The 25,445-nt window shown below is 75.1% G+C and carries 18 protein-coding genes, 2 tRNA genes and 1 pseudogene; 9 read left to right on the top strand and 12 right to left on the bottom strand.

Annotation, left to right across the window (positions count from 1 at the left end; all coding sequences use genetic code 11):
• Positions 1-80 precede the first annotated feature (80 nt).
• Positions 81-1,160 (top strand): annotated as a pseudogene (locus BJP25_RS31395) (multidrug effflux MFS transporter); the annotation flags it as partial.
• 219 nt (positions 1,161-1,379) lie between these two features.
• Here the strand turns inward: BJP25_RS31395 and BJP25_RS31390 are convergent.
• Both BJP25_RS31390 and BJP25_RS31385 read right to left on the bottom strand, forming a co-directional pair.
• On the bottom strand, positions 1,380-3,299 hold the full coding sequence (locus BJP25_RS31390) for an SDR family oxidoreductase (protein ID WP_075978690.1): 1,920 nt from the start codon (positions 3,297-3,299) through the stop codon (positions 1,380-1,382).
• Positions 3,300-3,357: 58 nt separating this feature from the next.
• Entirely contained in the window at positions 3,358-3,609 is a 252-nt protein-coding gene (locus tag BJP25_RS31385; protein ID WP_075978689.1) for a hypothetical protein, read from the bottom strand.
• A gap of 144 nt (positions 3,610-3,753) precedes the next feature.
• Here BJP25_RS31385 and BJP25_RS31380 point away from each other — a divergent pair, with 144 nt between their 5' ends.
• Entirely contained in the window at positions 3,754-4,263 is a 510-nt protein-coding gene (locus BJP25_RS31380; protein ID WP_075978688.1) for a PH domain-containing protein, read from the top strand.
• Positions 4,260-5,768, top strand: a complete 1,509-nt coding sequence (locus BJP25_RS31375; protein WP_075978687.1) for a PH domain-containing protein — start codon at positions 4,260-4,262, stop codon at positions 5,766-5,768. The genes BJP25_RS31380 and BJP25_RS31375 overlap by 4 nt, the downstream gene beginning before the upstream one ends.
• Positions 5,769-5,775: 7 nt before the next feature.
• Here BJP25_RS31375 and BJP25_RS31370 read toward each other — a convergent pair whose 3' ends face one another.
• Positions 5,776-7,254, bottom strand: coding sequence for a glutamate--cysteine ligase family protein (locus BJP25_RS31370; protein ID WP_075978686.1), 1,479 nt, complete (start codon positions 7,252-7,254; stop codon positions 5,776-5,778).
• Between the two features lie 117 nt (positions 7,255-7,371).
• Here BJP25_RS31370 and orn point away from each other — a divergent pair, with 117 nt between their 5' ends.
• Positions 7,372-7,977: an oligoribonuclease gene (gene orn, locus BJP25_RS31365; protein WP_075978685.1), complete on the top strand. Its 606-nt coding sequence runs from the start codon at positions 7,372-7,374 to the stop codon at positions 7,975-7,977.
• Between the two features lie 65 nt (positions 7,978-8,042).
• Positions 8,043-8,115, top strand: a tRNA-His gene (locus BJP25_RS31360).
• 257 nt (positions 8,116-8,372) lie between these two features.
• On the opposite strand, the gene BJP25_RS31355 is transcribed toward BJP25_RS31360, so the two are convergent.
• Both BJP25_RS31355 and BJP25_RS31350 read right to left on the bottom strand, forming a co-directional pair.
• On the bottom strand, positions 8,373-8,600 hold the full coding sequence (locus BJP25_RS31355; RefSeq protein WP_075978684.1) for an RNA-binding S4 domain-containing protein: 228 nt from the start codon (positions 8,598-8,600) through the stop codon (positions 8,373-8,375).
• Positions 8,601-8,633: 33 nt separating this feature from the next.
• Positions 8,634-9,836 carry a L,D-transpeptidase gene (locus tag BJP25_RS31350; RefSeq protein WP_084794825.1) on the bottom strand — a complete coding sequence of 401 codons (1,203 nt, stop codon included), beginning with the start codon at positions 9,834-9,836 and terminating at the stop codon, positions 8,634-8,636.
• Between the two features lie 169 nt (positions 9,837-10,005).
• Between BJP25_RS31350 and BJP25_RS31345 the strand changes: the two genes are divergently transcribed.
• Positions 10,006-10,081: transfer RNA gene (locus BJP25_RS31345), tRNA-Lys, on the top strand.
• Between the two features lie 79 nt (positions 10,082-10,160).
• Here BJP25_RS31345 and BJP25_RS31340 read toward each other — a convergent pair.
• A complete protein-coding gene (locus BJP25_RS31340) occupies positions 10,161-11,375 on the bottom strand; it encodes a glycoside hydrolase family 3 N-terminal domain-containing protein (RefSeq protein WP_084794823.1) in 1,215 nt (404 codons plus the stop codon).
• A gap of 48 nt (positions 11,376-11,423) precedes the next feature.
• The gene (locus BJP25_RS31335; protein WP_075978683.1) at positions 11,424-11,615 is read right to left on the bottom strand and encodes a hypothetical protein; all 192 of its coding nucleotides are present in this window, start codon (positions 11,613-11,615) and stop codon (positions 11,424-11,426) included.
• A 169-nt stretch (positions 11,616-11,784) separates the two neighbouring features.
• On the opposite strand from BJP25_RS31335, the gene BJP25_RS31330 reads away from it, so the two are divergent.
• Positions 11,785-12,570, top strand: a complete 786-nt coding sequence (locus tag BJP25_RS31330; protein ID WP_075978682.1) for a DUF4184 family protein — start codon at positions 11,785-11,787, stop codon at positions 12,568-12,570.
• Here BJP25_RS31330 and BJP25_RS31325 read toward each other — a convergent pair.
• The 5 genes from BJP25_RS31325 to BJP25_RS31305 all read right to left on the bottom strand — a co-directional run bounded on the left by BJP25_RS31325 (position 12,554) and on the right by BJP25_RS31305 (position 20,661).
• On the bottom strand, positions 12,554-12,757 hold the full coding sequence (locus BJP25_RS31325; RefSeq protein WP_075978681.1) for a hypothetical protein: 204 nt from the start codon (positions 12,755-12,757) through the stop codon (positions 12,554-12,556). The two genes, BJP25_RS31330 and BJP25_RS31325, sit on opposite strands and share 17 nt — an antisense overlap.
• On the bottom strand, positions 12,754-13,893 hold the full coding sequence (locus BJP25_RS31320; RefSeq protein WP_075978680.1) for an inorganic phosphate transporter: 1,140 nt from the start codon (positions 13,891-13,893) through the stop codon (positions 12,754-12,756). Before BJP25_RS31320 ends, BJP25_RS31325 begins: the two co-directional genes overlap by 4 nt.
• A gap of 163 nt (positions 13,894-14,056) precedes the next feature.
• Positions 14,057-15,295 (bottom strand): GGDEF domain-containing protein, encoded by a 1,239-nt coding sequence (locus BJP25_RS31315; protein ID WP_075978679.1) that lies wholly within the window; start codon positions 15,293-15,295, stop codon positions 14,057-14,059.
• A 362-nt stretch (positions 15,296-15,657) separates the two neighbouring features.
• Positions 15,658-16,527, bottom strand: coding sequence for an SDR family NAD(P)-dependent oxidoreductase (locus tag BJP25_RS31310; RefSeq protein WP_075978788.1), 870 nt, complete (start codon positions 16,525-16,527; stop codon positions 15,658-15,660).
• A 705-nt stretch (positions 16,528-17,232) separates the two neighbouring features.
• Positions 17,233-20,661, bottom strand: a complete 3,429-nt coding sequence (locus tag BJP25_RS31305; RefSeq protein ID WP_075978678.1) for a tetratricopeptide repeat protein — start codon at positions 20,659-20,661, stop codon at positions 17,233-17,235.
• A 404-nt stretch (positions 20,662-21,065) separates the two neighbouring features.
• Between BJP25_RS31305 and BJP25_RS31300 the strand changes: the two genes are divergently transcribed.
• A complete protein-coding gene (locus tag BJP25_RS31300) occupies positions 21,066-23,180 on the top strand; it encodes a phospholipase A2 (protein ID WP_075978677.1) in 2,115 nt (704 codons plus the stop codon).
• A 276-nt stretch (positions 23,181-23,456) separates the two neighbouring features.
• Complete coding sequence (locus tag BJP25_RS31295) at positions 23,457-25,427, top strand: LCP family protein (RefSeq protein WP_084794817.1); 1,971 nt, start codon at positions 23,457-23,459, stop codon at positions 25,425-25,427.
• Positions 25,428-25,445: the final 18 nt, after the last annotated feature.

Here is a 25,445-nt window from a genome sequence, read left to right as displayed (position 1 = left end):
CGGGCCCGCCCGACCAGCGGGGTCCCCCGAGTGGCGGAGGCGATGTGGGTGAGCGGTGCGATGATCCATAGACTGATCGGGTGCATGCGCCGCAGGGGGCGAGGAAGCCCCGGCTCGCCCTGATCCTCGGCGGGCTGTCGGCGTTCGGGCCGCTGTCGATCGACATGTACCTGCCCGCCTTCCCGCAGCTGGCGCAGACCCTGGGCACGTCGGAGTCGCTGGTGCAGCTGACCCTGACCGCGTTCATGGTGGGGCTGGCCGCGGGGCAGGTGGTGGCCGGCCCGCTGTCGGACTCGCTGGGCAGGCGGCGGCCGCTGCTGGTGGGGCTGGTCCTCTACACGGTCAGCTCGCTGGTGTGCGCGGTGGCCCCGTCGGTGTACGCGCTGGCGGCGCTGCGGTTCGCCCAGGGGGTGAGCGCGGCGGCGGGCATCGTGATCGCCAGGGCGGCGGTGCGCGACCTGTACTCCGGCACCGAGATGGCCCGGTTCTTCTCGATGCTGATGCTGGTCAACGGCCTGGGCCCGATGCTGGCGCCGGTGATCGGCGGGCAGGTGCTGCGCTGGACGTCGTGGCCGGGGGTGTTCCTGGTGCTGGCCTGCTTCGGCGTGCTGCTGCTGGTGGTCTCCGCGCTGGGGCTGCCGGAGACGCTGCCCGCCGAGCGCAGGCGGCCGCCGGACCTGCGGCAGGTGCTGCGCACCTACGTCCGGATCGCCACCGACCGCACCTTCACCGCCTACGCGCTGGCCGCCGGGTTCACCCTCGGGGCGATGTTCGCCTACATCTCCGGGTCGTCGTTCGTGCTGCAGGAGGTGCACGGGCTCAGCCCGCAGGAGTACAGCGCGGTGTTCAGCCTGAACGCGCTGGGCATCGTGCTGGTGAGCCAGCTCAACGGGTTGCTGCTGCGCCGGTTCGACCCGCGCAGGTTGCTGACCGGCGGGCTGCTCAGCTCCGCGGTGGGCGCGGCGCTGGTGCTGGCGGCCGTGCTGGGCGAGCTGGGGCTGGCGGCGCTGCTGCCGGGGCTGTTCGTGGTGGTGGCCAGCGTCGGCATGGTGACGCCGAACTCCACCGCGCTGGCCCTGGCCGACCACGGCAGGCGGGCGGGGTCGGCGGCGGCGCTGCTGGGGGTGCTCCAGTTCGTCGTCGGCGGGCTGGCGGCGCCGCTGGTCGGCCTGGGCGGGCGCGGCGAGGGCGGGGCGGGCGGGCAGGGCAGCGCGGTGGCGATGGGCGTGGTGATCTTCGCCCTGTCGCTGGGCGGGGTGGCCGCGTTCGCGCTCATCCGGCCGACCCGGCGCAGGCCCGGCCGGTACGTGGCCTTCCGCGAGGCGCCCACGCAGGAGATCGAGATCCCGCTGGGGGCGCTCACCCCCGTCGGCCGGGGCCTAGCGCAGGGCGCGCCAGGCGGGCCGGACGACGGCGGAGAGCAGGACCCGCAGCGGGTGCTCGGCCCGGCGCCGGGCTTCCGGGGCCGATTCCGGGGAGAGTCGGTACGCGAGCCCGAGCACCTGCCTGGCCAGGTCCGGGGCGAAGACGCGTAGCAGCTCGACGGCCAGGCCCTCGGGGCGCTGCACCACGTCCGGGCCCGCGGTCATCGCGCGCAGCACCATGCGGGCGGCCCGGTCGGGGCTGGCGGCGGGCAGGCCGCTGTAGAGGGAGGTGGGGCCGATCATCGGGGTGCGCACCAGCGGCATCCGCACCGAGGTGACGGTGACGCCGTCGCCGACCAGCTCGCGGCCCGCCGAGCGGCCGAAGGCCTCCAGCGCGGCCTTGGACGCCAGGTAGGCCGAGAACCGGGGGGTGTCGGACTGCAAGCCCATGGTGGTCACGTTCACCACGCGCCCGAAGCCGCGGGCCCGCATCCCGGGCAGCAGGCCGAGGGTGAGGCGCAGCGGGGCGAAGTAGTTCAGCGACATCGTGCGCTCGTAGTCGTGCAGCCGGTCCACGGCCAGGTGGACCGACCGGCGGATCGAGCGCCCGGCGTTGTTGACCAGGACGTCGACCTCGCCCAGCTCCTTGACCAGGGCGTCGACGGCGTCGCCGTCGGTGAGGTCGCACGGGTGGGTCGAGGCGCTGCCGCCCGCGGCGGTGATCTCCGCGCGCACCAGCTCCAGCTCGTCCTGCCTGCGGGCCACCAGCAGCACGTGCGCGCCCCGGGCGGCGGCGGCGAGCGCGGTGGCGCGGCCGATGCCCGAGGACGCGCCGGTGACCACCACGCGCCTGCCGCGCAGGGAACCCGGGGACACCCAGGCGCGGTCGGGGTCGAGGTGCTCGGCCCAGTACCGCACCAGGGCTCCGGCGTACTCGGCGAACGGGCGCAGCCGGACGCCGGAGCCCGCGAGGGCGGCCTCGGTGGCGCGGGTGTCGAACTCGGTGGGGATGTCCAGGTGCGGCAGCACCTCGGCCGGGATGCCCAGCTCGGCCAGCAGCGCCGCGGCGGGCGCGGGGACCGCGCGCACCGCGGGCAGGCGCACGGGCAGCGTCACCGCGACGCGCGGCGCGCCCACGGCGTCGGCCAGCGCGTTGTAGACCTCGGTGACGGGCTGGCGGCCGGGGGCGGTGAGGTGGTGGGTGGTGCCCGACGGGGCGTCGCGGTGCATCAGGTGCGCCATGGCGTCGACGACGTAGTCGACCGGCACGAGGTTGGTGGCGCCGAGGTCGGGCAGCACGAGCGGGAGGGCGCGGGGCAGCCTGGCCAGGCGCACCAGCGCGGGCAGGAAGTAGTAGGGGCCGTCGACCTTGTCCATCTCGCCGGTGCGGGAGTCGCCCACCACGGCGGCCGGGCGGTAGACCCGGTACGGCACCTCGCCCTGCTCGCGCACCAACTCCTCCGCGGCGAACTTGGTGGCGTGGTAGGGGCTGTGGTGGCGCTGGCCGAGGTCGAAGTCGGTCTCGGCGAAGCGGCCGCGGTGGTCACCCGCGACGGCGATCGACGAGACGTGGTGCAGCAGGCGGGCGCGGTTGGCGGCGGCGAACTCGATGACCCGCCGGGTGCCGGTGGTGTTGGTGGCCTCGTTGACCTCGGCGGGGGCGGTGAAGTCGTACACCGCGGCCAGGTGCACCACGTGGTCGACGGGCCCGGGCAGCGCGTCCGGTGCCACGCCCAGGCCGGGCTCGGTGAGGTCGCCGGGGACCGCGGTGACCCGCTCGGGGTGCGGCCAACCGCTCGCCAGCGCCTCGAACCGGGCCGTCGACTCCGGGCGGACCAGGGCGAACACCCGCTCGCAGTCCGGGCGCGCGAGCAGCCTGCCGACCAGGTTGCGGCCGAGGAACCCCGTCGCGCCGGTGATGAAGTAGGTAGCCATGCCGTGCCTCCTCGACACGGATTCTGACAGTATCTACTCGTGCGTCAAGCCCGGTGGCTCAGTCCGGCCGCTCGACCGAGGCGTCGACCACCGCGTCGCGCAGCGCCGCGCGCAGCCTGCCCACGTCCAGCGGGCTGAAGATCGCGGTCTCCCCCGGCGGGGCCACCAGCACCACCCGCCCCGCCCGGACGAAGACGGACACCTGCCGCTTGCGCCCGGCCAGATCGCGACAGCTCACGCTCCACTCGCGTTGGCTCACCCGGTACCGCCCCTCCTGTGCGTCCCGCACATCCCCGACCGTCACCGACATGACTCGATCCGTAACGAGACGTGACGCGGCGGGGTCACGGAAAAGCGGACTTTTCCGCGCTGCCCCGACAGCTGGTGGACGATTGCCCACCCGTACCACCCGGGGGTGACGCGGGGTGACGGCCCGGCGGGCAGACTGGGCCACGTGAGCGACGACCTCGGCGGGGCGGGGCTGCGGCTGCGCGCGCCCGCCAACCTGGTGAGCAGGCGCGCGGTGGCGCACTGGGCGGTGCGGGCCGGGCTGGTGTGGGCGGTGCTCGTGCTGGGGCAGGCCGCACCGGGCCTGCTGGGGTTCGCGGTGCCCGACTGGCTGCGGCTGACCGCCCTGGCCACCGCGGTGCTCGGCGCCGCGCACGTGGTCGTCATGCCCCGCTGGCGCTACCGGGTGCACCGCTGGGAGACCACCGGCGACGCCGTGTTCACCCGCAGCGGCTGGTTCACCCAGGACTGGCGCATCGCCCCGGTCTCGCGCGTCCAGACCGTCGACACCGAGCGCGGCCCGTTGCAGCGGCTGTTCGGGCTGGCGACGGTGACGGTGACCACGGCGTCCGCGCAGGGCCCGGTGAGCATCGAGGGCCTCGACGAGGCCACCGCCGCGCGCCTGGTCGACGAGCTGACCAGCACGACCCAGGCCACCCGCGGGGACGCGACGTGACCGGCTCGTTCCCGGCCGCCCCCGAGGTCGCCGCCCCGGCGCCGGAGTGGGGCAGGCTCGACCCGAGGATGATCGTGGTCAAGCCGCTCAACGAGCTGGTCGGGCTGCTCCCGCCGCTGGTGGCCCTGGTGTTCCTCGGCGACGGCGACGCGGTGCGGATGTGGATCGGCGCGGGCACCGTCGCCGTCGTGGTGCTCTGGGGCCTGCTGACCTGGCTCACCACCCAGTACCGCATCACCGCCGCCCAGGTGGAGCTGCACACCGGCCTGCTGGTCCGCAAGCGGCTGGCCATCCCGCGCGACCGCATCCGCACCGTCGACCTGACCGCGAAGCTGGGCCACCGGCTGTTCGGCCTCGCCGCGGTGAAGGTCGGCACCGGGCAGCGCGCCAGCAGGGACTCCGAGGGGGTGGAGCTCGACGCCGTCACCGCCGTCGAGGCCGACCGCCTGCGGCAGGTGCTCCTGCGCCGCACCCCGGGGGACCCGGTCCCGGGGGCCGTGGAGGCGCCCGGCACCGGGGAGACCATCGCGGGCTTCGACCGCCGGTGGTACCGGTTCGCGCCGCTGTCGCTGTCCGGGCTGGTCAGCATCGGCGTGGCGGTCGGGTTCGCGATGAACCTGGCCAACGAGCTGGCGCTGGACATCTCCGAGGTCGGGGTGCTCAGCACGGTCTACCGGTGGGTCGTGGGCTCCGGGGTGGCGACGACGCTTTTGACCTCGGCCGCCGTCGTGGTGGTCCTCTCCGCGCTCGCCTCGCTGCTGGCGTACCTGGTGCAGTACCACGACTTCCGGCTCTCGCGGCAGGCCGACGCCACCGTCCGGGCCCAGCGCGGGCTGCTGACGACGCGGTCGGTGTCCATCGAGGAGCAGCGGCTGCGCGGGGTCAACCTGCACGAGCCGCTGCTGCTGAGGTGGGGCCGGGGCGCCCGGTTGTCCGCCGTGACGACGGGTCTGGACCACAAGCCGGGCAGCGCCCTGCTGCTCCCGCCCGCCCCGCGGGCCGAGGCGCTGCGGGTGGCCGAGGCGGTGTTGAAGTCCGATGTGGACGCGGAACTCACCCCGCACCCCCGGCGCGCCCTGTACCGGCGGCTGGTGCGCGCGGTGGTGCCGACCGCCGCGCTGGCGGCGGTGCTGCTGTTCGTGACACCGCAGCTCGGGTGGCCGCTGTGGCTCGGGTGGGTCGCCACGGCCCTCATCCCGCTGTCCGCGCTGCTCGGCCACGACCGCTACCGCGGGCTGGGTCACGCGCTGACGCCCACCCACCTGGTGACGCGCTCCGGCTCGCTGGACCGCTCCACGGTCGCCCTCCAGCGCACCGGGATCGTCGGCTGGAAGGTCACCCGCACGTTCTTCCAGCGGCGGGCCGGGGTCATCACGATCACCGCGACCACGGCGGCGGGCACCGGCGGGTACCAGGTGATCGACGTCGGCGAGGCGCAGGGCCTCGCGCTCGCCGACGCCGCCGTGCCCGACCTGGCGCGCCAGTTCCTCGAACCGGCACGCTGACCACGCCCTAGTCGACGGGCCAGGTGTGGACCGGTTCGTTGGTGTGCATGTGGTGGGCGTAGCGGCGCACCATCTCCCGCAGCGCCTGCTCCCGGCTCATCGACGTGCTGGACTCCAACCCCTGCACCGTCTCGACCTGCCACGACGCCCCGTTTCGGCCGGTGACGCAGCGCTGCTCGATGATCCCGAGCAGCCGGTCGCGGTCGGCCGGGTCCACCCCCCACGCGTCCAACCCCTGGTGCGCCAGCGGCAGCAGCCTGCGCAGCACCAGCTCCGTCGCGGGCACCTCCCCGACCCCCGGCCAGTACACCCGGGCATCGATGCCGTTGCGCGCCGCGGCGTGGAAGTTGTCCTCGGCGGCGGCGAAGCTCATCTGCGTCCACAGTGGCCGGTCAGCGTCGGCCAGCGCCCGCACCAGGCCGAAGTAGAGCGCCCCGTTGGCCATCGTGTCGACCACCGACGGGCCCGCGGGCAGCACCCGGTTCTCCACCCGCAGGTGCGGGCGGCCGTGCACCACGTCGTAGATCGGCCGGTTCCACCGGTAGATCGTGCCGTTGTGCAGCCGCAGCTCGTGCAGCTCCGGCGTGTCGCCCCTGGCCAGCACCTCGGCCGGGTCCTCGTCGTCGGTCAGCGGCAGCAGCGCGGAGTAGTACTGGGCGTTCTCCTCGAACAGGTCGAAGATGGAGGTGATCCACCGGTCGCCGAACCACACCCTCGGCCGCACCCCCTGGGCCTTGAGCTCGTCCGGCCGGGTGTCGGTGGCCTGCTCGAACAGCGCGATCCTGGTCTCGGCCCACAGCTGCTTGCCGAACAGGTAAGGGGCGTTGGCGCCCAGCGCCAGCTGGATGCCCGCGACCACCTGGCTGGCGTTCCAGTACCGCGCGAAGTCCTCCGGGGCCACCTGCAGGTGGTACTGCACGCTCGTGCAGGCGCTCTCCGGGGCGATCGAGTCCGCGTGCGCCACCAGCCGCTCCGGACCACCGATGTTGATCTCCAGGTCCTCGCCGCGCGCGGCGAACACCTGCTCGTTGAGCAGCTTGTAGCGGGGGTTCGCGCTCAGCACGTCGAGGGTGATGTGCTTGCGCTGGAGCGTCGGCAGGATGCCCACCATGAGGATGTGCGCGCCCAGCCGGGCCGCCTTCTGCTCGGCCTCGTTGAGGTCGTCGCGCACCAGCTCCTCGAACGCGGCCAACCCCGCCGGGCCCAGCCGCTGCGGCGGCAGGTTGATCTCGATGTTGAACTGGCCCAGCTCGGTCTGGAACGCCGGGTCGGAGATCGCCGCCAGCACCTCGGCGTTGCGCATGCTCGGGTCACCCTGGTCGTCGACCAGGTTCAGCTCGATCTCCAGGCCCGCCATCGGCCGGTCGGCCTCGAACCGCGACTCGGCCAGCATCTGCGCGAACACGTCCAGGCACCGGCGCACCTTCTGCCGGAACCGCTGGCGGTCCGCGCGGGTGAACTCCGTCGGCTCCACGTCCTTGCCCATGCCACCAGGGTGATCCAAAGCCAGGCCCGCCGCCACACGCACTGGGCCATCCGGACGCAGCCGACACGGCCCGTCGCGCCACCGGCGCGCCGCGGGCACCCGGCTAAGCTGCCACCCGTGACGGACCGACTGGTGTGGATCGACTGCGAGATGACCGGCCTCGACCTGGGCAAGGACGCCCTCATCGAGATCGCTGCCCTGGTCACCGACTCCGAGCTCAACGTCCTCGGGGACGGGGTGGACCTGGTGATCCACACCGACGACGAGACCCTGGCCGGGATGCCCGAGGTGGTGCGCGACATGCACGCCCGCTCCGGGCTCACCGACGAGGTGCGCGCCTCCGCGCTCACCCTCGCCGAGGCCCAGCGGCAGGTGCTCGACTACGTCCGGCAGTGGGTGCCCGACGAGCGCACCGCCCCCCTGTGCGGCAACTCCATCGCCACCGACCGCGGCTTCATCACCCGCGACATGCCCGAGCTCGACGCCCACCTGCACTACCGCATGGTCGACGTCTCCTCCATCAAGGAGCTGTGCAGGCGCTGGTACCCGCGCATCTACTACGCGCAGCCGGACAAGGGCCTCGCCCACCGCGCCCTCGCCGACATCAAGGAGTCCATCCGCGAGCTGCGCTACTACCGCGGCACCGCCTTCGTCCCCCAACCCGGCCCCTCCACCGAGGAAGCCCGCGCGGTCGCCGAAGCCGTGCTCACCGCGGATGCCTAACCCGGTGTCGAAGGCCTGACGGGGCACGCTATGCTGTCCCAGGTCGCCAGCGATGGCGACCGATGGTGGGTGTAGCTCAGCTGGTAGAGCACCTGGTTGTGGTCCAGGAAGTCGCGGGTTCAAGTCCCGTCACTCACCCGGCCGAAGGCCGACCATGTCCGCAGAACGCGCGGACGTGGTCGGCCTTTCGCATTCCCGGGGGGCGACCCCCCGGACCCCCACGGTGCGGCGGGTTCCTGACGCGGGGGGTGGGGTGGGCTCGCGGCCTGGCGGCCGCATCGGAGGGCGGCTCGCGGCCTGGCGGCCGCATTGCGGGGAAGGCGAGCCGGGGGGAGGGATGAGCTGGGGGTGGATTGAGCTGAGAGAGAGGGAGAGGGAGAGGTGAGGGGAGGGGGTTAGGGGGTGGGGGTGGTTACTTTGAGGTGGGTGGTGGCGGCTTGGATGGTGTCGCCGGGGTGGATCTGCCTGCCGCGGCGGTGCTCGACCTCGCCGTTGACGGCGACCTCGCCCGCTTCGAGCAGGTCCTTGGCGTGCGCGCCGTCCTCGGCCACACCCGCCAGCTTGAGCAGCTGGCCCAGCCGGATCATCCCGTCCCGGATCTCCACCTCACGAACCTCGCGCATCCACCCATCCTGCCCCACCCCGGCGCGGGCGGGTCAGCCCCTCTTGCCACCCTGCTTGTAGGTCTCCCACGGGATCTGCCAGTCGCTCAGGCCGTCCCAGGCCTCCAGCACCGGACCGCCGGAGTTCTGCACGACGATCACGTCACCCTTGTTCGAGATCGACTGGAGCCAGTTCGCGGCCTCGGTCGTCATGTTGATGCAGCCGTGGCTGACGTTGCGGGCACCCTGGTCGCGCACCGACCACGGCGCCGAGTGGTAGAAGATGCCGCTGTTGGACATGCGGCTCGCGACCTCCACCTTCGTCCGGTACCCCGCGGCAGAGTCCGCTGGGACGCCGTAGGTCGACGAGTCCATGGTGTAGTCGCGGTGCTCGCTCATCACGGTGTAGGTGCCCGCGGGCGTCTCGTGCGCCTTCTTGCCCATGGAGATCGGGATGGTGCGGGCCAGCACCCCGTTCACCGTCACCGTCATCTGGTGGGTGGCGCCGTCGGCCACCGCGACCACCGAGTCGCCCACGGTGATCGTGGCGTTGCGGTCCGCGCGGCCGTAGACGCCGTTGCCCAGCGGCTTACCGTAGATCGCGGCGCTGATCGTCACGGTGCTGTGCGCGGGCAGGTACTCCTTCGGCCGCCAGTGCACCTCCTTGTCGCTGAACCAGTGGAACGCGCCCTCGACCGCGTTCGGCGTGGTCACGACCTTGATGGCCTTCTCGGCGGCGGCCTTGTCGGCGATGGCGGTGTCGAAGTAGAAGGCGAACACCTGGCCCACCCCGACCACCTGCCCGTCGAGCGGGTTCATCGACAGCGCGGTCTGCCGCCGCGGCGTCACCGTGGTGAAGGTCGACGTGGCGGTGGTGGACTTCCCCGCGGCGTCGAGGGCGGTGGCGGTCGCGGTGTAGGTCTTGCCGTACCCCAGGCCCTCGGTCGTCGCCCAGGTCGCCCCGTCGGCCGACAGCGCACCGGCCACCACCCGGCCGTCCTCCCCGGTGACCCCCGCCTGGGTGATCTTCCCGCCTGCCGCGGAGATCGTCACCGGCTCCCCCGGGGCCACGTCGGCCGCGGTGTTCGCCGGGCTCACGGCCAGCGACAGCGGTGTGACGGGGGTCGTCGAGGTGGCGGGTGCCGAGGTCGAGCCCGGCTGGCCGCCCACGGCGGTCGCCCCCTCCGCGGTGCACGCCGCCAACGACACGAGCGCCGCGCAGGCCACCGCGGCCCGCCCCCACCGTCCCCGAACCATCCGGCACCACCCGTTCATCCGTCACCCGACCCGGTGGTCCCAGTGTGCCTGACGCCCCGCCAGAAGGGGGCGACACCGTCGAATCCGGACAGGGGACCCCCCCCGATTTCAGGCCTCCGAGGGGCCTGTGCTAACTTTTTCCCTGTCAGCGGGGAAAGCCTCCCGATGAGCGCCGCTAGCTCAACTGGCAGAGCAGCTGGCTCTTAACCAGCGGGTTCGGGGTTCGAGTCCCTGGCGGCGCACCACCGAAGAAGCCCGGTCCACACGGACCGGGCTTCTTCGCTTTTCCGGGCACCCGGAGTCCTCCACAGTGGAGTCGGCCGGTCAGCAGGCGGACTTGGCGCGCAGGACGCGGCGGAGGGCGTCGGTGATGCGGTCCGGGGGGAGTTCGCCGGTGGTGGCGGCGGAGACGAGGCGGTCGAGGACGGGGGTGAGGCGGGTGCCGGAGGACCAGAAGGGGGTGTCGGCGCCGGACTTGAGGGCGGCGAGGACGGCCTCGGGCAGGTCGTAGCGGGCGGAGACGGCGCGCATGGAGCCGAGGTCGTCGGTGATGGTGAGGCCGTCGAAGCGCAGGTCGGTGCGCAGCAGGCGGTAGGTGGCCGGGGAGAGGGAGGCCGGGGCGCCGTCGGTGAGGCCGGGGACGGTCATGTGGCCGACCATCACCGCCACCTCGCCCTGGCCGGGCAGGCGGCGGTAGGGCTCCAGGTCGGCGGTCCTGAGCTGGTCCAGCGGGGGCGTGCTGACCGGGCCCGCGTGGGAGTCGCCGTCGGCCCGGCCGTGGCCGGGGAAGTGCTTGAGGACCGGGAGCAGGCCCGCGTCGCGCAGGCCCGCGGCGAAGGCGCCCGCGTAGCGGGTGGCGGTGGCGGGGTCGGCGCTGAACGAGCGGTCCCCGATCACGGCCCCGTCCGGCTGGTCGCTGACGTCCACCACCGGCGCGAAGTCCAGGGTCACCCCGTGCGCGCGCAACTGGCCGCCCCGCTGCTCGGCCAGGGCCCGCACCTGCGCGTCGGTGCTGGTGGCGGCCATCGCGCGGGCGCTGGGGAGGTCGCCGTCGAGGGCGTCGATGCGCTGCACCCGGCCGCCCTCGTCGTCGACGGCGACGGTCAGCGGCAGGTCGGCGGCGGCGCGCACCGGGCCCAGGGCGTCGCCGACCAGCAGCTGCGTGGCGTTGCCGCCGAGGAAGATGCCACCGACCTGCTCGGTGCGCACGGCCGCCAGCGCCGCGGCGGGCCCCGAGGGGTTGACGCCCACGATCAACAGCGCGGCCAGCCGCTTGCGCAGCGGCATGGCGGAGATCACACCCGCGCAGCGGTCGGGCGGGGCGACCGAGGACGACGCCCCACCGCCGGTCGCCGTCGGGGCGGGCGCGGCGGTGCCCCCGCCGCCGGGACCGGCCACCGGCCAGCCCTCGACCCGCGGCACCGCGCGACCGTCGACCACCTGCTCAGGGCCGAGGAACAGCCCGCCGACCACGGCGCCGACGCCGACCGCGGCCAGCACCCCGCGCGCCCGCCGCCGTCGCACCAGCCTCGACACCATGGGGGCATTGTCGCCGGGGCGGGCACCCCCGCGCAGCGCAGGCGCGGGTCACAGCGGCGGGATGATCCCCGCGAACTGGCCGGTCGTGTCGCAGTGCGGGCAGGGTCGCCCGTTGTCGAGGGGGCGGGGCTCGCCGACGATGACGGCGAGCTTGGGGTCGGCGACCATGCCGCCACCGCCGCAGCACTGGCAGACGGTGTGGATCTCAGCGGGCACCGCCAGCTCCTCGTCCTCGTTCATCCACGCTCCTCACGGGTGCGCCCAGCATCCTCGCACCCGCGCCGACCGCCGTGCCGCGCGCACGCCGCGCGAGCCCGATTTGCCCGGAGCGGGGGTCGGGGTGGGATCTGCGCAACACCTCCACAGGAGCTGCGTGCGACCGCCACGACATCGCGGGATCGTCGGTGCCATGCCCTTCACCCTCGCCCACCCGGTCGCGGTGCTGCCCCTGCTGCGGACGCGGCTGGTGGCGCCCGGGCTCGTCGTGGGGTCGATGGCCCCGGACCTGTCGTACTTCGCCGCGCTGCGCCCGCTCGACGGCGACGTCACGCACAGCTGGTGGGGGCTCGTGGTGGTCGACCTGCCGCTGGCCCTGGCGTTCCTGGTCGTGTTCGAGCGGTTCACCGCGCCCGCCCTGGTGGCGCTGGGGCCGCGGTGGGTGCGCGAGCGGGTGGCCGGGCGGGTGGCGCCCACGCCGGTCACGCCCGCGCTGCTCGGCTCCATCCTGGTGGGCGGGGTCACGCACGTGGTGTGGGACGCCTTCACCCACTACGACGGCTTCGCCGTGCTCCGGATGCGGTGGCTCAAGCACGACGTGGTGCCGGGGCTGCCGATCTACCAGTTCCTCCAGATGGGCGGCAGCGCGGTCGGCGTCGCGTTCCTCACCTGGTGGGTGCTGCGGCGGTTGCGGCGCACCGACCCCGGGCCCGTCCCCGCGCACCTGGCGCCCCCGGCGCGGCCGCTGGTGCCGATCGCCTGGGTGCTCGGCGCGGCCGCGGTGGTCGGGCTGGGCAACGGGCTGCGCGGGATGGCGGCGGTGGGCGAGGTCCCCGTGCTGGACCTGCTGGCCGCGGTGCCGACGACGAAGCAGTGGCAGACCGGGGTGGTGCTGGCCTGCATCGGGGCGATCTCCGCCGCCTTCGCCGCGCTGGCCTGCTACGGGGTGCTGCGCGGGCGCGTCACTTCGACACGATGACCCAGATCCCCACGCCCACCAGCGCCGCGCACAGCGCGAAGCTCACCACCGCCGTGCCCAGCCCCACCACCGACCGGGTGTCGGCGTGGTCGGACCAGCCCCGCACCCCGAGGGCGAACAGCACCACCGCGCCGACGCCGGTCACCAGCGCGGCGACGACGACCTCCGCCAGTTCCGCCCAGTTCACCGCTCACCCCCGCTCCCGGAGGTCGCCAGCGGCTCCACCGGGATGTCGTTGACGTTGTGCGCGCCCACCGCGTCGCGGCGGGAGGCCAGGTAGATGCCCCCGGCGAAGAGCACGCCGAGCACCGCCACCAGCACCGTGCCCACCGCACCGGTGGAGGCCACCGACCCGGCTAGCGCGCCCGCGGCCCCGGCGGCGGGCAGCGTGGTCAGCCACGCCAGGACCATCCGGCCCGCCGTGCCCCAGCGCACCACCGCCTGCGGCGTGCCCAGCCCCGCGCCGAGGATGCCGCCCGAGCACACGTGCGTGGTCGACAGCGCGATCCCCATGTGCGACGAGGTGAGGATCACCGCGGTGGCGCTGGTCTGCGCGGCGAAGCCCTGCGGCGCGCCGATGTCGGTGATCCCGGAGCCCAGCGTGCGGATGATCCGCCAGCCGCCCAGGTAGGTGCCCGCGGCGATGGCCACCCCCGCGCCGATGACCACCCACACCGGCGGGCCGGAGCCGCGCGGCAGGCTGCCCGCGCTGATCAGGGTGAGGGTGATGATGCCCATCGTCTTCTGCGCGTCGTTGGTGCCGTGCGCGAGCGAGAGCAGCGACGCCGAGGCCACCTGCCCGATCCGGAACCCGCGCGGGGTCCGGCTGGCCGTGGCCCGGCGGGTGATCCGGAACGCCAGGTAGGTCGCCACACCGCCCGCGACCCCCGCCACCACCGGGGCGACGAGCGCGGGCAGCAGCACCTTCTCCAGCACCGTGCCGAAGTGCACCGCCGACCCGCCCGCCACCACCCACGCGGCGCCGATCAGCCCGCCGAACAGCGCGTGCGACGAGCTGGACGGCAGCCCGACGTACCAGGTCAGCAGGTTCCACACGATCGCGCCGACGAGCCCGCCGAAGACCACCTCGGGGGTGACCGCGGCGTCGTCGACCACCCCGCCCGAGATCGTCTTGGCCACCTCGACCGACAGGAACGCCCCCGCCAGGTTCAGCACGGCCGACAGCGCCACCGCCACCCTCGGCCGCAGCGCCCCCGTCGCGATCGAGGTGGCCATGGCGTTGGCGGTGTCGTGGAAGCCGTTGGTGAAGTCGAACAGCAGTGCCGTGGCCACGACCAGCGGCACCAGGACGGTGAGGTCCACCGGGAGTCTCCCTCCCCGAAGGGGTACTCGGGTTCCTGTTCTGGACAAACTCCGGCCAACTTACGTTAACGCCCCCGCAATCCGGCACGCGCCACCGGCGGGTCCGGTGAGATCAGGGGTCACCCCTGCCCGACGGGCCCCCGCCCCCGACCGGGTCGACCGCTCAGGAGGCGACCCGGACGCGGTTGCGGCCGGTGCTCTTGGCGTCGTAGACGGCGGCGTCGGCGCGGCGGAGCAGGGACTCCAGGGTGGTGCTGGGGGCGGGGGCCGCCGCGATGCCGATGGAGGTGGTGCGGGCGGCGATCTCGACCGGGTTGCCGCGCTTGTCGGTGGCCACGACCTGCATCTCGGCCACCCCGCGGCGCACCCGCTCGGCCACCAGGCTGGCCTGGTGGGCGTCGGTGTCGGGCAGCAGCAGGACGAACTCCTCGCCGCCGAAGCGGCCGACGATGTCGCCCTGGCGGGTGGTCTGGTGCAGCACGGCGCCGACGGCGCGCAGCACCGCGTCGCCCGCCGGGTGGCCCCAGGTGTCGTTGACCTGCTTGAAGTGGTCGAGGTCGAGCACCGCGACGGCCACCGAGCTGCCCCGGCGGCGGGCGCGGACGAACTCCCGGTCGACCTGCTCGTACCAGCCGCGGCTGTTGAGCAGGTCGGTCTTGTCGTCGGTGCGCGAGTCGCCGCGCAGGCTCTCGATCTGCAGGGCGCCCCAGTCCAGGGCGCACAGCAGCGGCACCACCAGCAGCGGGGCGGCCCAGGCGTGCGCCACGGCCAGCGCCACCAGCACGCCCAGGCACAGCGTGAGCGCGGCCATGCCGTTGTCGCGGCGGCTGCCCGCCACCAGCGACCAGGTGGGCTTGGGGGTCGACAGGGCGATCACCCCGGCGATCGAGGCGAGGTTGAGCACGAAGTACACGACCGCCGCCGCCACCAGCACCAGCAGCTCCACCAGCGAGAACCGGCGCAGCACGTCCAGGTCGGTGACCCGCACCAGCGCCAAGGCGGCCAGCGCGGCGAGCAGGATGCCCGCGGTGCCGAAGGTGAACCGGTAGAGCGGGCGGCGGGCCACCGGGTAGAGCTGGACGCGCAGCAGCAGCAGCGACAGCACCGCCATCCACGCGGGCAGCAGCACCATCGCGGGCAGGATCCACACCACCGAGGTGTCCACGTGCGGGCCGGTGCGCGAGTCCCGGCGCGCCTCCTCGGTGCGCCGGGACAGCCACAGGTGCGCCGCACCCGCCACGACCAGCGCGCCGAAGCGCCGCCACTCGGTCGCGCTGGCCGCGCGGTCGCCGAGCAGGGCCAGGGTGGTCGCCCCGAGCGCGACCAGCTCGAACACCAGGATGTAGGCGACGGCGGGCCGGGGCAGCGACCGGAGTCCGGGACGCGGGCCCGCGTGCGCCACACTGGTCGCGGTATCACCCCCTCGGGTTACAACTGGGTCACTGGACCCCGTCGACCCGTGACCGGTACCACTCAGCAGCGTTCTGTCCGGTGTGGAACCCCCGGGAGGTGGACCCGATGAGCCGCGACTGGTGACCCCGCGTGCGGGTGCCGCGCCGCCCGCAGACACCACGCCGGACCGACCGACAGGAGAGACCGATGCGTTCTCGCGACTGGTGAAGCCCCGGGAGGGCGTGGGGCGACCGCGTCCGGACCAGGCCACGGCGGCGACCTCCTTCCCCCGGGAGCGGTGTTCTCAAGGGGAAGGATACGTGTCCCGCCATCACTGTTTAACAATCAACGACTTTGCCCGGTGGTCGACCCCTAGGCGGGGGTGAGCCACTTGCGCAGCCGGGGCGGCAGGCGCTTCTCCAGGCCGTAGGGCTCCAGGTGCCCGCCGAGCACCTCGGTGAACGCCCGGTCGACGCTCTCGACGTCCCACTCGTCGCGGCGCAGGACGGGTGCCTTGAGGTGCGGCTGGCCGACCACGTGCAGCTCGGTGCCGGTGCACCGCACCACCTGGCCGGTGATGCCCGCCGACCGGTCGCCGAGCAGGAACCGCACCAGCGGCGCGATCAGCTCCGGGGTGCTGTCCGGGCCGGTGGTCCGCATCGCGCGCTCGGAGGTCCACACCATCCTGGTGTAGGCGCGCGGGCACACCGCGTTGACGCGGATGCCGCACTCCTCCAGGTCCAGCGCCCACGACGCGGTCAGCGACGCCACAGCGCCCTTGCTCGCCGCGTACGCGCCCAGCGTGCGCTGGCCCAGGTGCGCGCCGGAGGAGATGTTGACGATCGCGCCCCGCCCCGCCGCGCGCATCCGCCGGATGGCGGCCAGCCCGGTGTAGAGCACCCCGAGCACGTTCACCTCCACCAGCTCCCGCACCCGCCGCGGGTCGTCCTCCCACGGCAGCGCCTCGTAGTTCAGCCCGGCGTTGTTGACCAGCCCGTCGACGGCGCCGAACTCGCGGGCGCACAGCTCCACGATCTCCACGGCCTGCTCCGCGTCGGCCACGGTGTGCCCGCTGACCACCGCGGCCCCGCCCGCCGCCCGGATCCCGGCGGCCACCCGCTCGGCGGCGTCCCGGTCGACGTCGTTGACCACCACCGCGGCGCCCGCGCCCGCCAGGTCCTCGGCGAACGCGGCGCCCAACCCCCGGCCCGCGCCGGTGACGACCACGGCCTTGCCGTCCATCCCGTACCCGCGGTCCTCGGGCGGGTCGAACCCGGCGACGCCCAGGTCGGGGACGGTGAGGCCCAGCACATCGGGCCGCCGCGCCGGACCGGCGCCCCGCGGGTCTTGCTGCTGCTCGTCCATCGCACGCGCTCCCCACCACCGGCCCCGAACCCGCGGCGGCCCACCCGCCGCGGCGGCGGTCCTCGACGACCGCCACCGGCTCGGCCCCAGTGTCAGCGCGGGGGCGGTGGCGGGCAGCCCGACCGCGCTGAGCGGTGCGCGGCGTGCGCTGAGCGCAGGGGGGCGCGTTCGGCCCCGGGGAACACGCGGACTGGTCACTCGCTGTTCGCCGGGCGGTCGTGGTGGTGCCGTGGTCGGTGGGGTGGTGGGAGTGACGTGCGGGGATGCGGGGGGGGTATCGAGCTTCGGTCGGGCATCGGGCTTCGCCCGATCTTTTCGGGATTCGGGGGGCGGCTCGATGCGGTGGTTGCGCTTGGTCGGGGCCCCTCCGGCGATCATGCGCTGCGGGCGGGGAAAAGGCGGGCTGAAAAGACGCCCGCCCGTCCCGTTCGGTAGCACATGATCGCCTCCCCCGACCAAGCACAACCACCCCATCGAGCATCTGCGTAGCCGGGCCGCCGGTTCAGCGGGGGGTGCCTTGTGCGAAAAGCGGGAGGGGCTGGCTGGGTGGGTGGGGCGGGGAGGTGTGGGTGTGTTGGGGGATCAGGTTGCGGTGAAGGCGGCCAGGAGGGCTTGGACGTGGTCGGCCTCGGGGACGGCCAGGGCGGTGAAGACGGGGAGGGCGGCGCGCCAGTCGAGGACGGCGGCGGGGCGGTTGCCCGCGCGTTGGTGGAGCAGGGCCCGGACGTGGCGGGCGCGGGCCTCGGTGAGGCGTTGGCCGGTGCGGTGGGCGGTGGTGATGGCGCGTTCGACGTGGTCGGCGGCGGTGTCGGGGTCGGCGGCGTCGAGGTGGGCGTGGGCGAGTTCGGTCAGCGCCCTGGCCTCCAGCAGGCGCATGCCGGAGGCGCGCATCAGGGTCAGGGCGCCGAGGCCGTGGTCGATGGCGGCGCCGGGGTCGCCGGTGCGGCGGGCCAGGGAGCACTGGCCCATGCGCACCGAGGCCTCGCCGTAGCCGAAGCGGATCTCCCTGGCCAGGTCCAGGGCGCGGGCGTAGTGCTCGGCGGCGGCCGACCACTCGCCGGTGCGCTGGGCGATGGTGCCCAGGATGTCCAGGCAGCTGACCTCGTGGCGGCGCTCGCCCAGGTCGCGGTTGGCCTCCATGGCGTGCCGGACCTGGGCGGTGGCGGCCGGGTAGTCGCCCGCGTCGCAGCCGGTCTCGGCCAGGCACACCAGCATGCTGACCTCGCCGTGGCGGTAGCCGTAGCGGCGGCACACCGACAGGGCGTGCCGGTAGCGGCGGGTGGCCAGCGGCAGGTCGCCCATGGCCCAGTGCGCCAGGCCCAGGCCCTGCGACGCGGCGGCCTGCACGTGCCGGTGGCCGATGCGGGCGCTGAGCTCCAGCGCCTCGGTGTGCCGGGCCACCGCCTCCTCCGGGTTGCCCAGCGACAGCGCGGCCACGCCCAGGTAGTGCAGGGCGCCCGCCTCGCCGAAGCGGTTGCCGATGTCGCGGTGCAGGCGCAGCGACCGCTCGTAGTACGCCGAGGCCTGGGCGGGTTGGCCGAGCTGGGAGTGGGCGCGGCCCAGGTTGTGCAGCGCGGCGGCCTCCACCACCCGGTTGCCGGTGCCCTGGCTCAGCTCCAGCGCCCAGCCGTGGTGCTCGGTGGCGGCGGCGTAGTCGCTGAGGTTGCAGTGGATGACCCCGAGCAGGTCGTGCACCGAGGCCTCGGCGTCGACGTCGCCGCAGGCGCGGGCGGCGGCCAGCGCGGCGCGGGCCACCGCCAGCCCGTCGGCGCCGTGGCCGCGGTTGAAGAAGAACGGGCGCAGCGCCTCGGCGAAGCGCCAGGCGTACCGCGGCAGGCCCAGCCCGGCGGCCTCGGTGGCCGCGGCCACCAGGGTGCCCAGCTCCAGGTCCAGCCAGGCCAGCGCGGTGTCCTCGGTGCCGGTCCGGCGCGGGGCGCCGACCTGCCAGAGCACGGCGCTGTGCGCCTCCACCTCGGCCAGGTAGTGGTCGAACAGCCCCACCAGGGCGCCCCGGTGGTCGTCGTCCTCATCAGCGGCGCGGGCCCTGGCGTAGTCGCGCAGCAGGTCGTGCAGGGCGTAGCGGCCGGGCGCGGTCTCGCGGATGAGGTTGCCGCTGTGCAGCACGCGCAGCAGCCGGGCGGCCTCGGGCACGGCCAGCCCGCCCAGCGCGGCGGTCGCCGGGGCGTCGACCTCGGCGCCGGGGGCCAGGCCGAGCAGCCGGAAGAGCCTGCGGGCGGCGGGGGCGAGCTTGGCGTAGGACAGGTCGAAGGCCGCGCGCACGGCCGCGGACTGGTCGCCGGGCACCGCCAGCCCGGCGAGCCTGCCCCGGTCGCGCAGCTCGCGGGTGTAGTCGGCGATGCTGACCTGCGGGCGCACGGCGAGGTTGGCGCCCGCGATGCGCAGCGCCAGCGGCAGGTGCCCGCACACCTCGGCCACCTCCGCCGCGGCGGCGGGCTCGCGGCGCAGCCGGGCGGTGCCGACCATCCGGCCGAGCAGCTCGGCGGCCTCGGCGGGGCCCAGCACGTCGAGCGGGAGCTGGTGGGCGCCGTCCTGGGCGGTCAGCCCGGCGAGCCGGTCGCGGCTGGTGACCAGGACCAGGCAGCCGGGGGCGCCGGGCAGCAGCGGGCGGACCTGCTCGGCGGTGGCGGCGTTGTCCAGCAGCACCAGCACCCGGCGGCCCGCGAGCAGGGTGCGGTAGAGGCCCGCGGCCTCGTCGGTGTCGGCGGGCACCCGCTCGGGCGCCACGCCCAGGGCGTGCAGGAACCGCACGAGCACCTGGTGGGTGCTCAGCGGGGTGCCCGCGGCGTGCCCGCGCAGGTTGGCGCTGAGCTGGCCGTCGGGGAAGCGGTGCCGGGCGCGGTGCGCCCAGCGCAGGGCCAGCGCGGTCTTGCCCACGCCCGCCGTGCCGGACACCACCACCGGCACGACACCGCTGTCGGTGGCCCCCGCCAGCTCGTCGAGCTTGCCCAGCGGGTCGTGCCTGCCGACGAACCCGGGTGACTCGGCAGGCAGCTGCGCGGGCACCGGCAGCGCCGGGTCGGGGCCCGCGGGCGGCGGCCCGGGCGCGGGCGCGGCGCGCAGCACCCGCACGTGCGCCGCCCGCACCTCCTGGCCGGGCTCGACGCCCAGCTCCTCGTCCAACCGGGACCGCAGGTCGGTGAGCACCCGCAGCGCCTCGGCCTGCTCGCCGGTGCCCGACAGCGCCAGCCCCAGCCGCGCGTGCAGGCCCTCGTGCAGCGGGTCGTGCGGCACCAGCGCGCGCAGCACCCGCACCACGGCGGTGTGGGCGCCCAGGGCCAGCGCCAGGTCAGCGTGCTCCAGGGCGACCTCGCGGCGGCGCACGGCCAGCGCCTCGGCGGTGGGGTGGGCGCGCAGCCGGTCGGGCAGGTCGGCCAGCACCGGCCCGCGCCAGCAGTCCAGCGCCCGGCCCAGCAGGTCGACCGCGGCGGCGCCGCCGGTGGCGCGGGCCCGCTCGACCAGCTCGGTGAAGCGCAGCAGGTCGAGCTCCTCGGCGGTGGCGTCGAGCCGGTAGCCGCCGGGTTCGGAGGCGATGGCGTCCCCGGCGTCGAGCGTGCCGCGCAGCCGGGAGACGTAGGTGTGCACCAGGCCCAGGCAGCTGGCGGGCGGGTCCTCGCCCCAGAGCACGTCGACGATCTCCGCGTGCGAGACCCGCTCGCCGGGGTGCAGGGCCAGCAGCGCCAGCAGCACCCGCTGCTTCACCGCGCCCGCCCGCAGCCGCACGTCGTCGCGGGTCACGGTGAACGGCCCGAGCACGCCCACCCGCAGCTGCGGCGAGGGCACCACCGCGGCGCTGAGCACCCCCACCTCGACGCCGACCGCCTCGGCCAGCCTGCGCACGGACTCCGGGCGCGGCCTGCCGACGCCGCCGCGCTCGATGTAGCGCAGCGCCCGGACGCTGAGCCCGGCGCGCTCGGCCAGCTCCCCCTGGGTCAGCCCGGCGCGCAGCCGGTGGGCGCGCACGGCAGCGCCGAACGCCCCGCGGTCCACCACGCGTCCTCCCCCACCGCCCGTGCGCTCGCGCTCTTGCCGCACGGGACCGCCGATCTTGCCGCCGCACCGCGGTCACATGTCACCCGAAAGCACTATTGCCCCAGGTGGAACCCCTGATCACCGGGTCGGCGCGACCCCGGCGGCAGTACAGGACGGTTGCCAGGACCGGACACTAGCGTGTGTCGTCGGGTCCGGTGGGCAGGCCCGCGCGGCCCCCGGGGTGGTCGCGGCGCGGCGTTCTGGGGGTGCGCCGCGCCGCGACGGGGGACCGGTAGCCTCGCCCCGGTGGGGGACGTGATCCAGGGCACCCGCGGGCAGGCACCGCCCGGCGGGCGATGACGCAGGCGGCGCCGAGCGGCGCGGCGCCAGGGGCCGGTCCGGTCGGGCGCCGGGCCGGTGGGCGCGTGGGCTGGCTGCTGCTGGTGCTGCTGGCCGCGGCGGGGTTCGCCGTGGTGGCCTCCCGGGCCCCGGCGCCCGACGAGCGCGTCCCGGCCGGTCCCGCGGCCGCCGCGGCGAGGGTGCTCGACGCGCTGCTCGCCCCCGGCTCCGGGCGCGACCCGATGGCCGACCTGCCCGCCGACTTCACCGCCGAGCTGCACGTCACCCCCGTCCGCGCCGCCGCCCCGGACGGCACGGTCCGCGTGGTGCACCCCGATGGCGGCTGCTCGACCCCGTGGGGCGACGACGACACCCGCTGGGACTTCTCCGTCGGCTGCAAGGCCCACGACTTCGGCTACGACCTGCTGCGCTACGCCGCCGCCAAGGGCACGCCGCTGCCCGCCTCCTACCGGCACGAGCTCGACGCGCGGCTCTCCGCGGACATGCACCGCCAGTGCGAGCTGAACCCGCGCGGCTCCGGCGGCACCTGCCGGGTGGTGGCCTCGCTGTACTCGGCCGGGCTGGTGGTCAACTCCTGGCACCAGCGCTGGGGTCCGCCGATCAGCGAGCCGGTGGGGGCCTGGGCGATCGGCCTGCTGGTCGTGGCGGTGCTGCTGGCCGTGCGGGTGCCCGCCTTCACCCGCCGCCGGGTGCCGCGCGAGCACGCCCACCCGCTCGGCGCCGCCGAGGGCGAGCGCGCCGCCTACCTGGGCGTGGTGCGGCTGGCGAGCCTGGCCGGGGTGGTGGTGGCCGAGTCGGTGCTGGCGTTCGGGCCGCTGCTGGGCGTGCCCGCCGCGGACCTGTGGCCGGTGACCTGGCTGTTGCAGCTGGTGCCGCTGTACTTCTTCGCGGGCGGCGACTCGAACCTGCTGGCCTGGCGGGCGGCGCGGGCCACCGGTCACGGCTACGCCGGGTACCTGGCGCGGCGGGTGTCCTGGCTGATCCGCCCGGTGCTGGCGTTCGTCACCGCCTGGCTGGTGGTGCCGCTGTCGCTGGACCTGCTCGACGCCCCGGACGCGGCGGTGGCCGCCTTCGGCAGGCTCGTCGCGCAGCCGCTGTGGCTGCTCGGGCTGTACCTGCTGGTGGTCGGCGTGGCCCCGGCGGCGCTGTGGCTGCACGGGCGGGCGCCGCTGCTGACCCCGGCGGCGCTGGCCGCGGGCGTGGTGGGCCTGGCGGTGCTCGGCTCGGGGTCGGTGGCCGCGCACGCGGGCGGCATCCTGCTGGCGCTGTTCTTCGGGCAGCTGTCCTTCCTGCACGCCGACGGGGTGCTGCGGCGGGTGGGCGGGCGGGCCACCGCGCTGGTCGCCGGGGCCGCGCTAGTGGGCCTGGTGCTGCTGACGACCGTCGGCGGGCACTCCCCCGGCCTGATCGCCGAGCCCGCCGAGACGGCCAGCTTCGTGCCGTCCGCGCCCGCGGTGCTGCTGCTCGGGATCGCCCAGGTGTGCCTGGTGGTGGCGCCCGGGCCCGCGGCGGTGGCGAGGGTCGCGCGGGGCGCGGCGGGGCGGTGGATCGGGTTCGCCAGGGCGGCGCCGATCACCTCCTACCTGACCTATCTCAGCGCGCTGCTGCTGGTGGCGGGCGTGGTGGGGGCCGTGCGCTGGACCGGGGCGCAGGGCCTGGTGCTGCGGCCGCGGGTGCTGGCGGCGGTGGGGCTGCTGGTGGTGCCGACGGTGCTGGCGTTCCTGCTGTTCGAGAAGCACCGGCACGCCCCGGTCGCCCCGGCCCCGCGCGCCGGGTCGAGCCGGTGGGACGCCGTCGCGGCGGCGCTGGGCACCGCCTACGGGGCGCTGGGCATCGCGGGCTTCGCGGTGACCGGCATCACCGGCACCGCGCACGGGTCGGTGCTGCTGGGGCTGCCGCTGGACCCGATGTCCGGGGTCGTGCACCTGCTGCTGGGCTGGTACCTGCTGCACTCGGTGCGCGTGGGCACCGCGGCGATGCCGTGGCCGTGGCTGCTGGCCGCGGTGGCGTGCGTGCCGCCCATGGTCACCACCGTCAGCGACGTGGGCACGGCTGTGCACCTCGTCACGATCGCGCTCGCGCTGGGCTGCGCTGTCGGCACCGCTTGGCCCGCCCGGCTGCGGCCGCGTCGGCGCAGGTCGGCGGCGGTGCCGCAGGTGCACGAAAGGGTGAGCGGATGACCCGGGTTACCCACTCGGGCGACGGCCGACACCTGGGCCGCGCACCGGGTGTGTCACAGTACGGACAACCTGGGGGCGGTTGTCCGCGTCTGACCCGTGACGGGTCGGCGCGGGCGTGGCCGTGTGGACGACGTGCGCGACCGGGTCTCGCGCACGGCCGGCAGGGAGGAGCGAGGCGTGGAACACCGGCCGCCAGGGTCAGGCAGCGCCGCGGACCGGGAGCGGTCCGCACAGGCACGTGCCGACCGCGGTCGCGGCGCGCAACCCGGTGCCCGGGTGCCCCGCCAGTCCGCCGACCGCGCTGACCGGGGCCGGGGCGAGCGCGGGCAGCCCCCGCCCGAGCGCGCCCGCCGCGACCAGCGCGAGGGCCGCGGCGCCGACCCCCGCGACGCGCGCGGTCGCCGGGAGGCCGGTGGCGCCCCCGGGGAGCGCCGCGGCGAGCCGCGCGGCGCCGAGCGCCGGGGCACCGACCGCAGGGGCGCCGAGGGCCGTGACCGCCGCGAGACCCGGGAACGGCGCGACCGGACCGACCCCCGCGACCGAGCCGACCGCCGCCGCGAGGGCGCGCCGCCGCCGCGCAGGCCGCGCCCGGAGGCGGGGGCGCCGCGCGACCCGGCCCGCCGCGACCCAGTCCGCCGCGACCCGGCCCGCAGGCCCGAGCGCGCCGAGGAGCGCCGCCGCGCGGGTGCGGGCGCCGCCGCGCGCCGCCCGGTGTCCGCGCTGGAGACCGAGAAGATCGGCCCGCGCGACCGCCCGGCCGCCCGGCCCGCGGCGCTCGTGGACTCCGGCCCGCGGCCGCGGTACCTGCCCGGCAAGGTGCTGGTGGCGCTGCTCTCGGCCGTGGTGCTGGCGACCGTGGGCTACTACTGGAAGATCCAGGACGACTTCGCCGACGACCTGACCAGGGCCAACGTCATCGACGGCGAGCAGGTGGAGAAGCCGCCGGACGGCGCGGTCGACATCCTCATGGTCGGCATGGACTCGCGCATCGACGCGCAGGGCAACCCGCTGTCGAAGGAGCAGCTCGCGGCGCTCAACGCGGGCGTGGCCGACGGGCAGGTCAACACCGACACGCTGATCCTGATCCGGATCCCCAACGACGGCAGCCCGGCCACCGGCATCTCCATCCCGCGCGACTCCTACGTCGACATCCCCGGCTTCGGCAAGCACAAGATCAACTCCGCCTACGCCAGGGCGAAGAACGACGCCTACGCCGGGCTCAAGGAGAAGGGCGTCAGCGGCCGCGACCTCGAACTCCAGACCAACCAGGCGGGCGCGCGCGAGCTGATCAAGACGATCTCCACCCTCACCGGCGCCACCATCGACCACTACGCCGAGGTGAACCTGCTCGGCTTCTACGACATCACCAACGCCATCGGCGGGGTCGAGGTGTGCCTGAACAAGGCGGTCAAGGACAGCTTCTCCGGCGCGAACTTCCCCGCGGGCGTGCAGACCATCGCGGGCGCCCCGGCGCTGGCCTTCGTCCGCCAGCGCCACGGCCTGCCCAACGGCGACCTCGACCGGATCGTGCGCCAGCAGACGTTCATGTCGGCGATGGCCAAGAAGGTCTTCTCCCAGGACGTCATCGCCCCCGGCTCCTCGACCCTGCCCAAGCTGCAGGAGGCGATCGCCAAGTCGGTCGTGCTCGACCAGGACTGGGACGTGATGAAGTTCGCCCAGCAGATGATCGGCGTCACCGGCGGCAAGATCCAGTTCAAGACGATCCCCACCGGCCGCCCCGACCTGCCCACCCCCGACGACGGCCAGGCCATCCAGATCGACCCGGACGAGGTGCGGGCCTTCGTCCAGCACTTGCTCAACCCCAACGCCCCCACCAGCACCGCCCCCACCGGGTCCTCCTCGGAACCCGGCTCGACCGAGGCCGACAGCACCAAGCCCACGGTGAACGTGCTCAACGGCTCCGGCCGCACCGGGCTGGCCGCCGACGTGGCGAAGGTGCTCACCGGCAAGGGCTTCACCGAGGGCGCCACCGGCAACGCGGCCAACCGCGCCAAGACCGTCGTGCGCTTCGCCACCGGTCAGCAGGCGCAGGGGCAGATGGTGGCCGACGCGCTCGGCGGCGACTACGCGGTGGAGAAGGACTCGGCCCTGGGCAAGGGCAAGGTCACGGTGATCCTGGGCAAGGACTACGAGGAGACCAACGGCCTCACCGGCGCCCCGCTGCTCGACCTGGGCGCGCCCGCCAAGGCGCAGGAGCAGCCCGCGGGCCCGGCCTGCATCAACTGACCCCGGCAGCGCGCGGCC

Source organism: Actinokineospora bangkokensis (assembly GCF_001940455.1).
Classification (GTDB): domain Bacteria; phylum Actinomycetota; class Actinomycetes; order Mycobacteriales; family Pseudonocardiaceae; genus Actinokineospora; species Actinokineospora bangkokensis.
The sequence above is the reverse complement of the archived record's forward strand: the minus strand, read 5'-3'. Positions and strand labels throughout refer to the sequence as shown.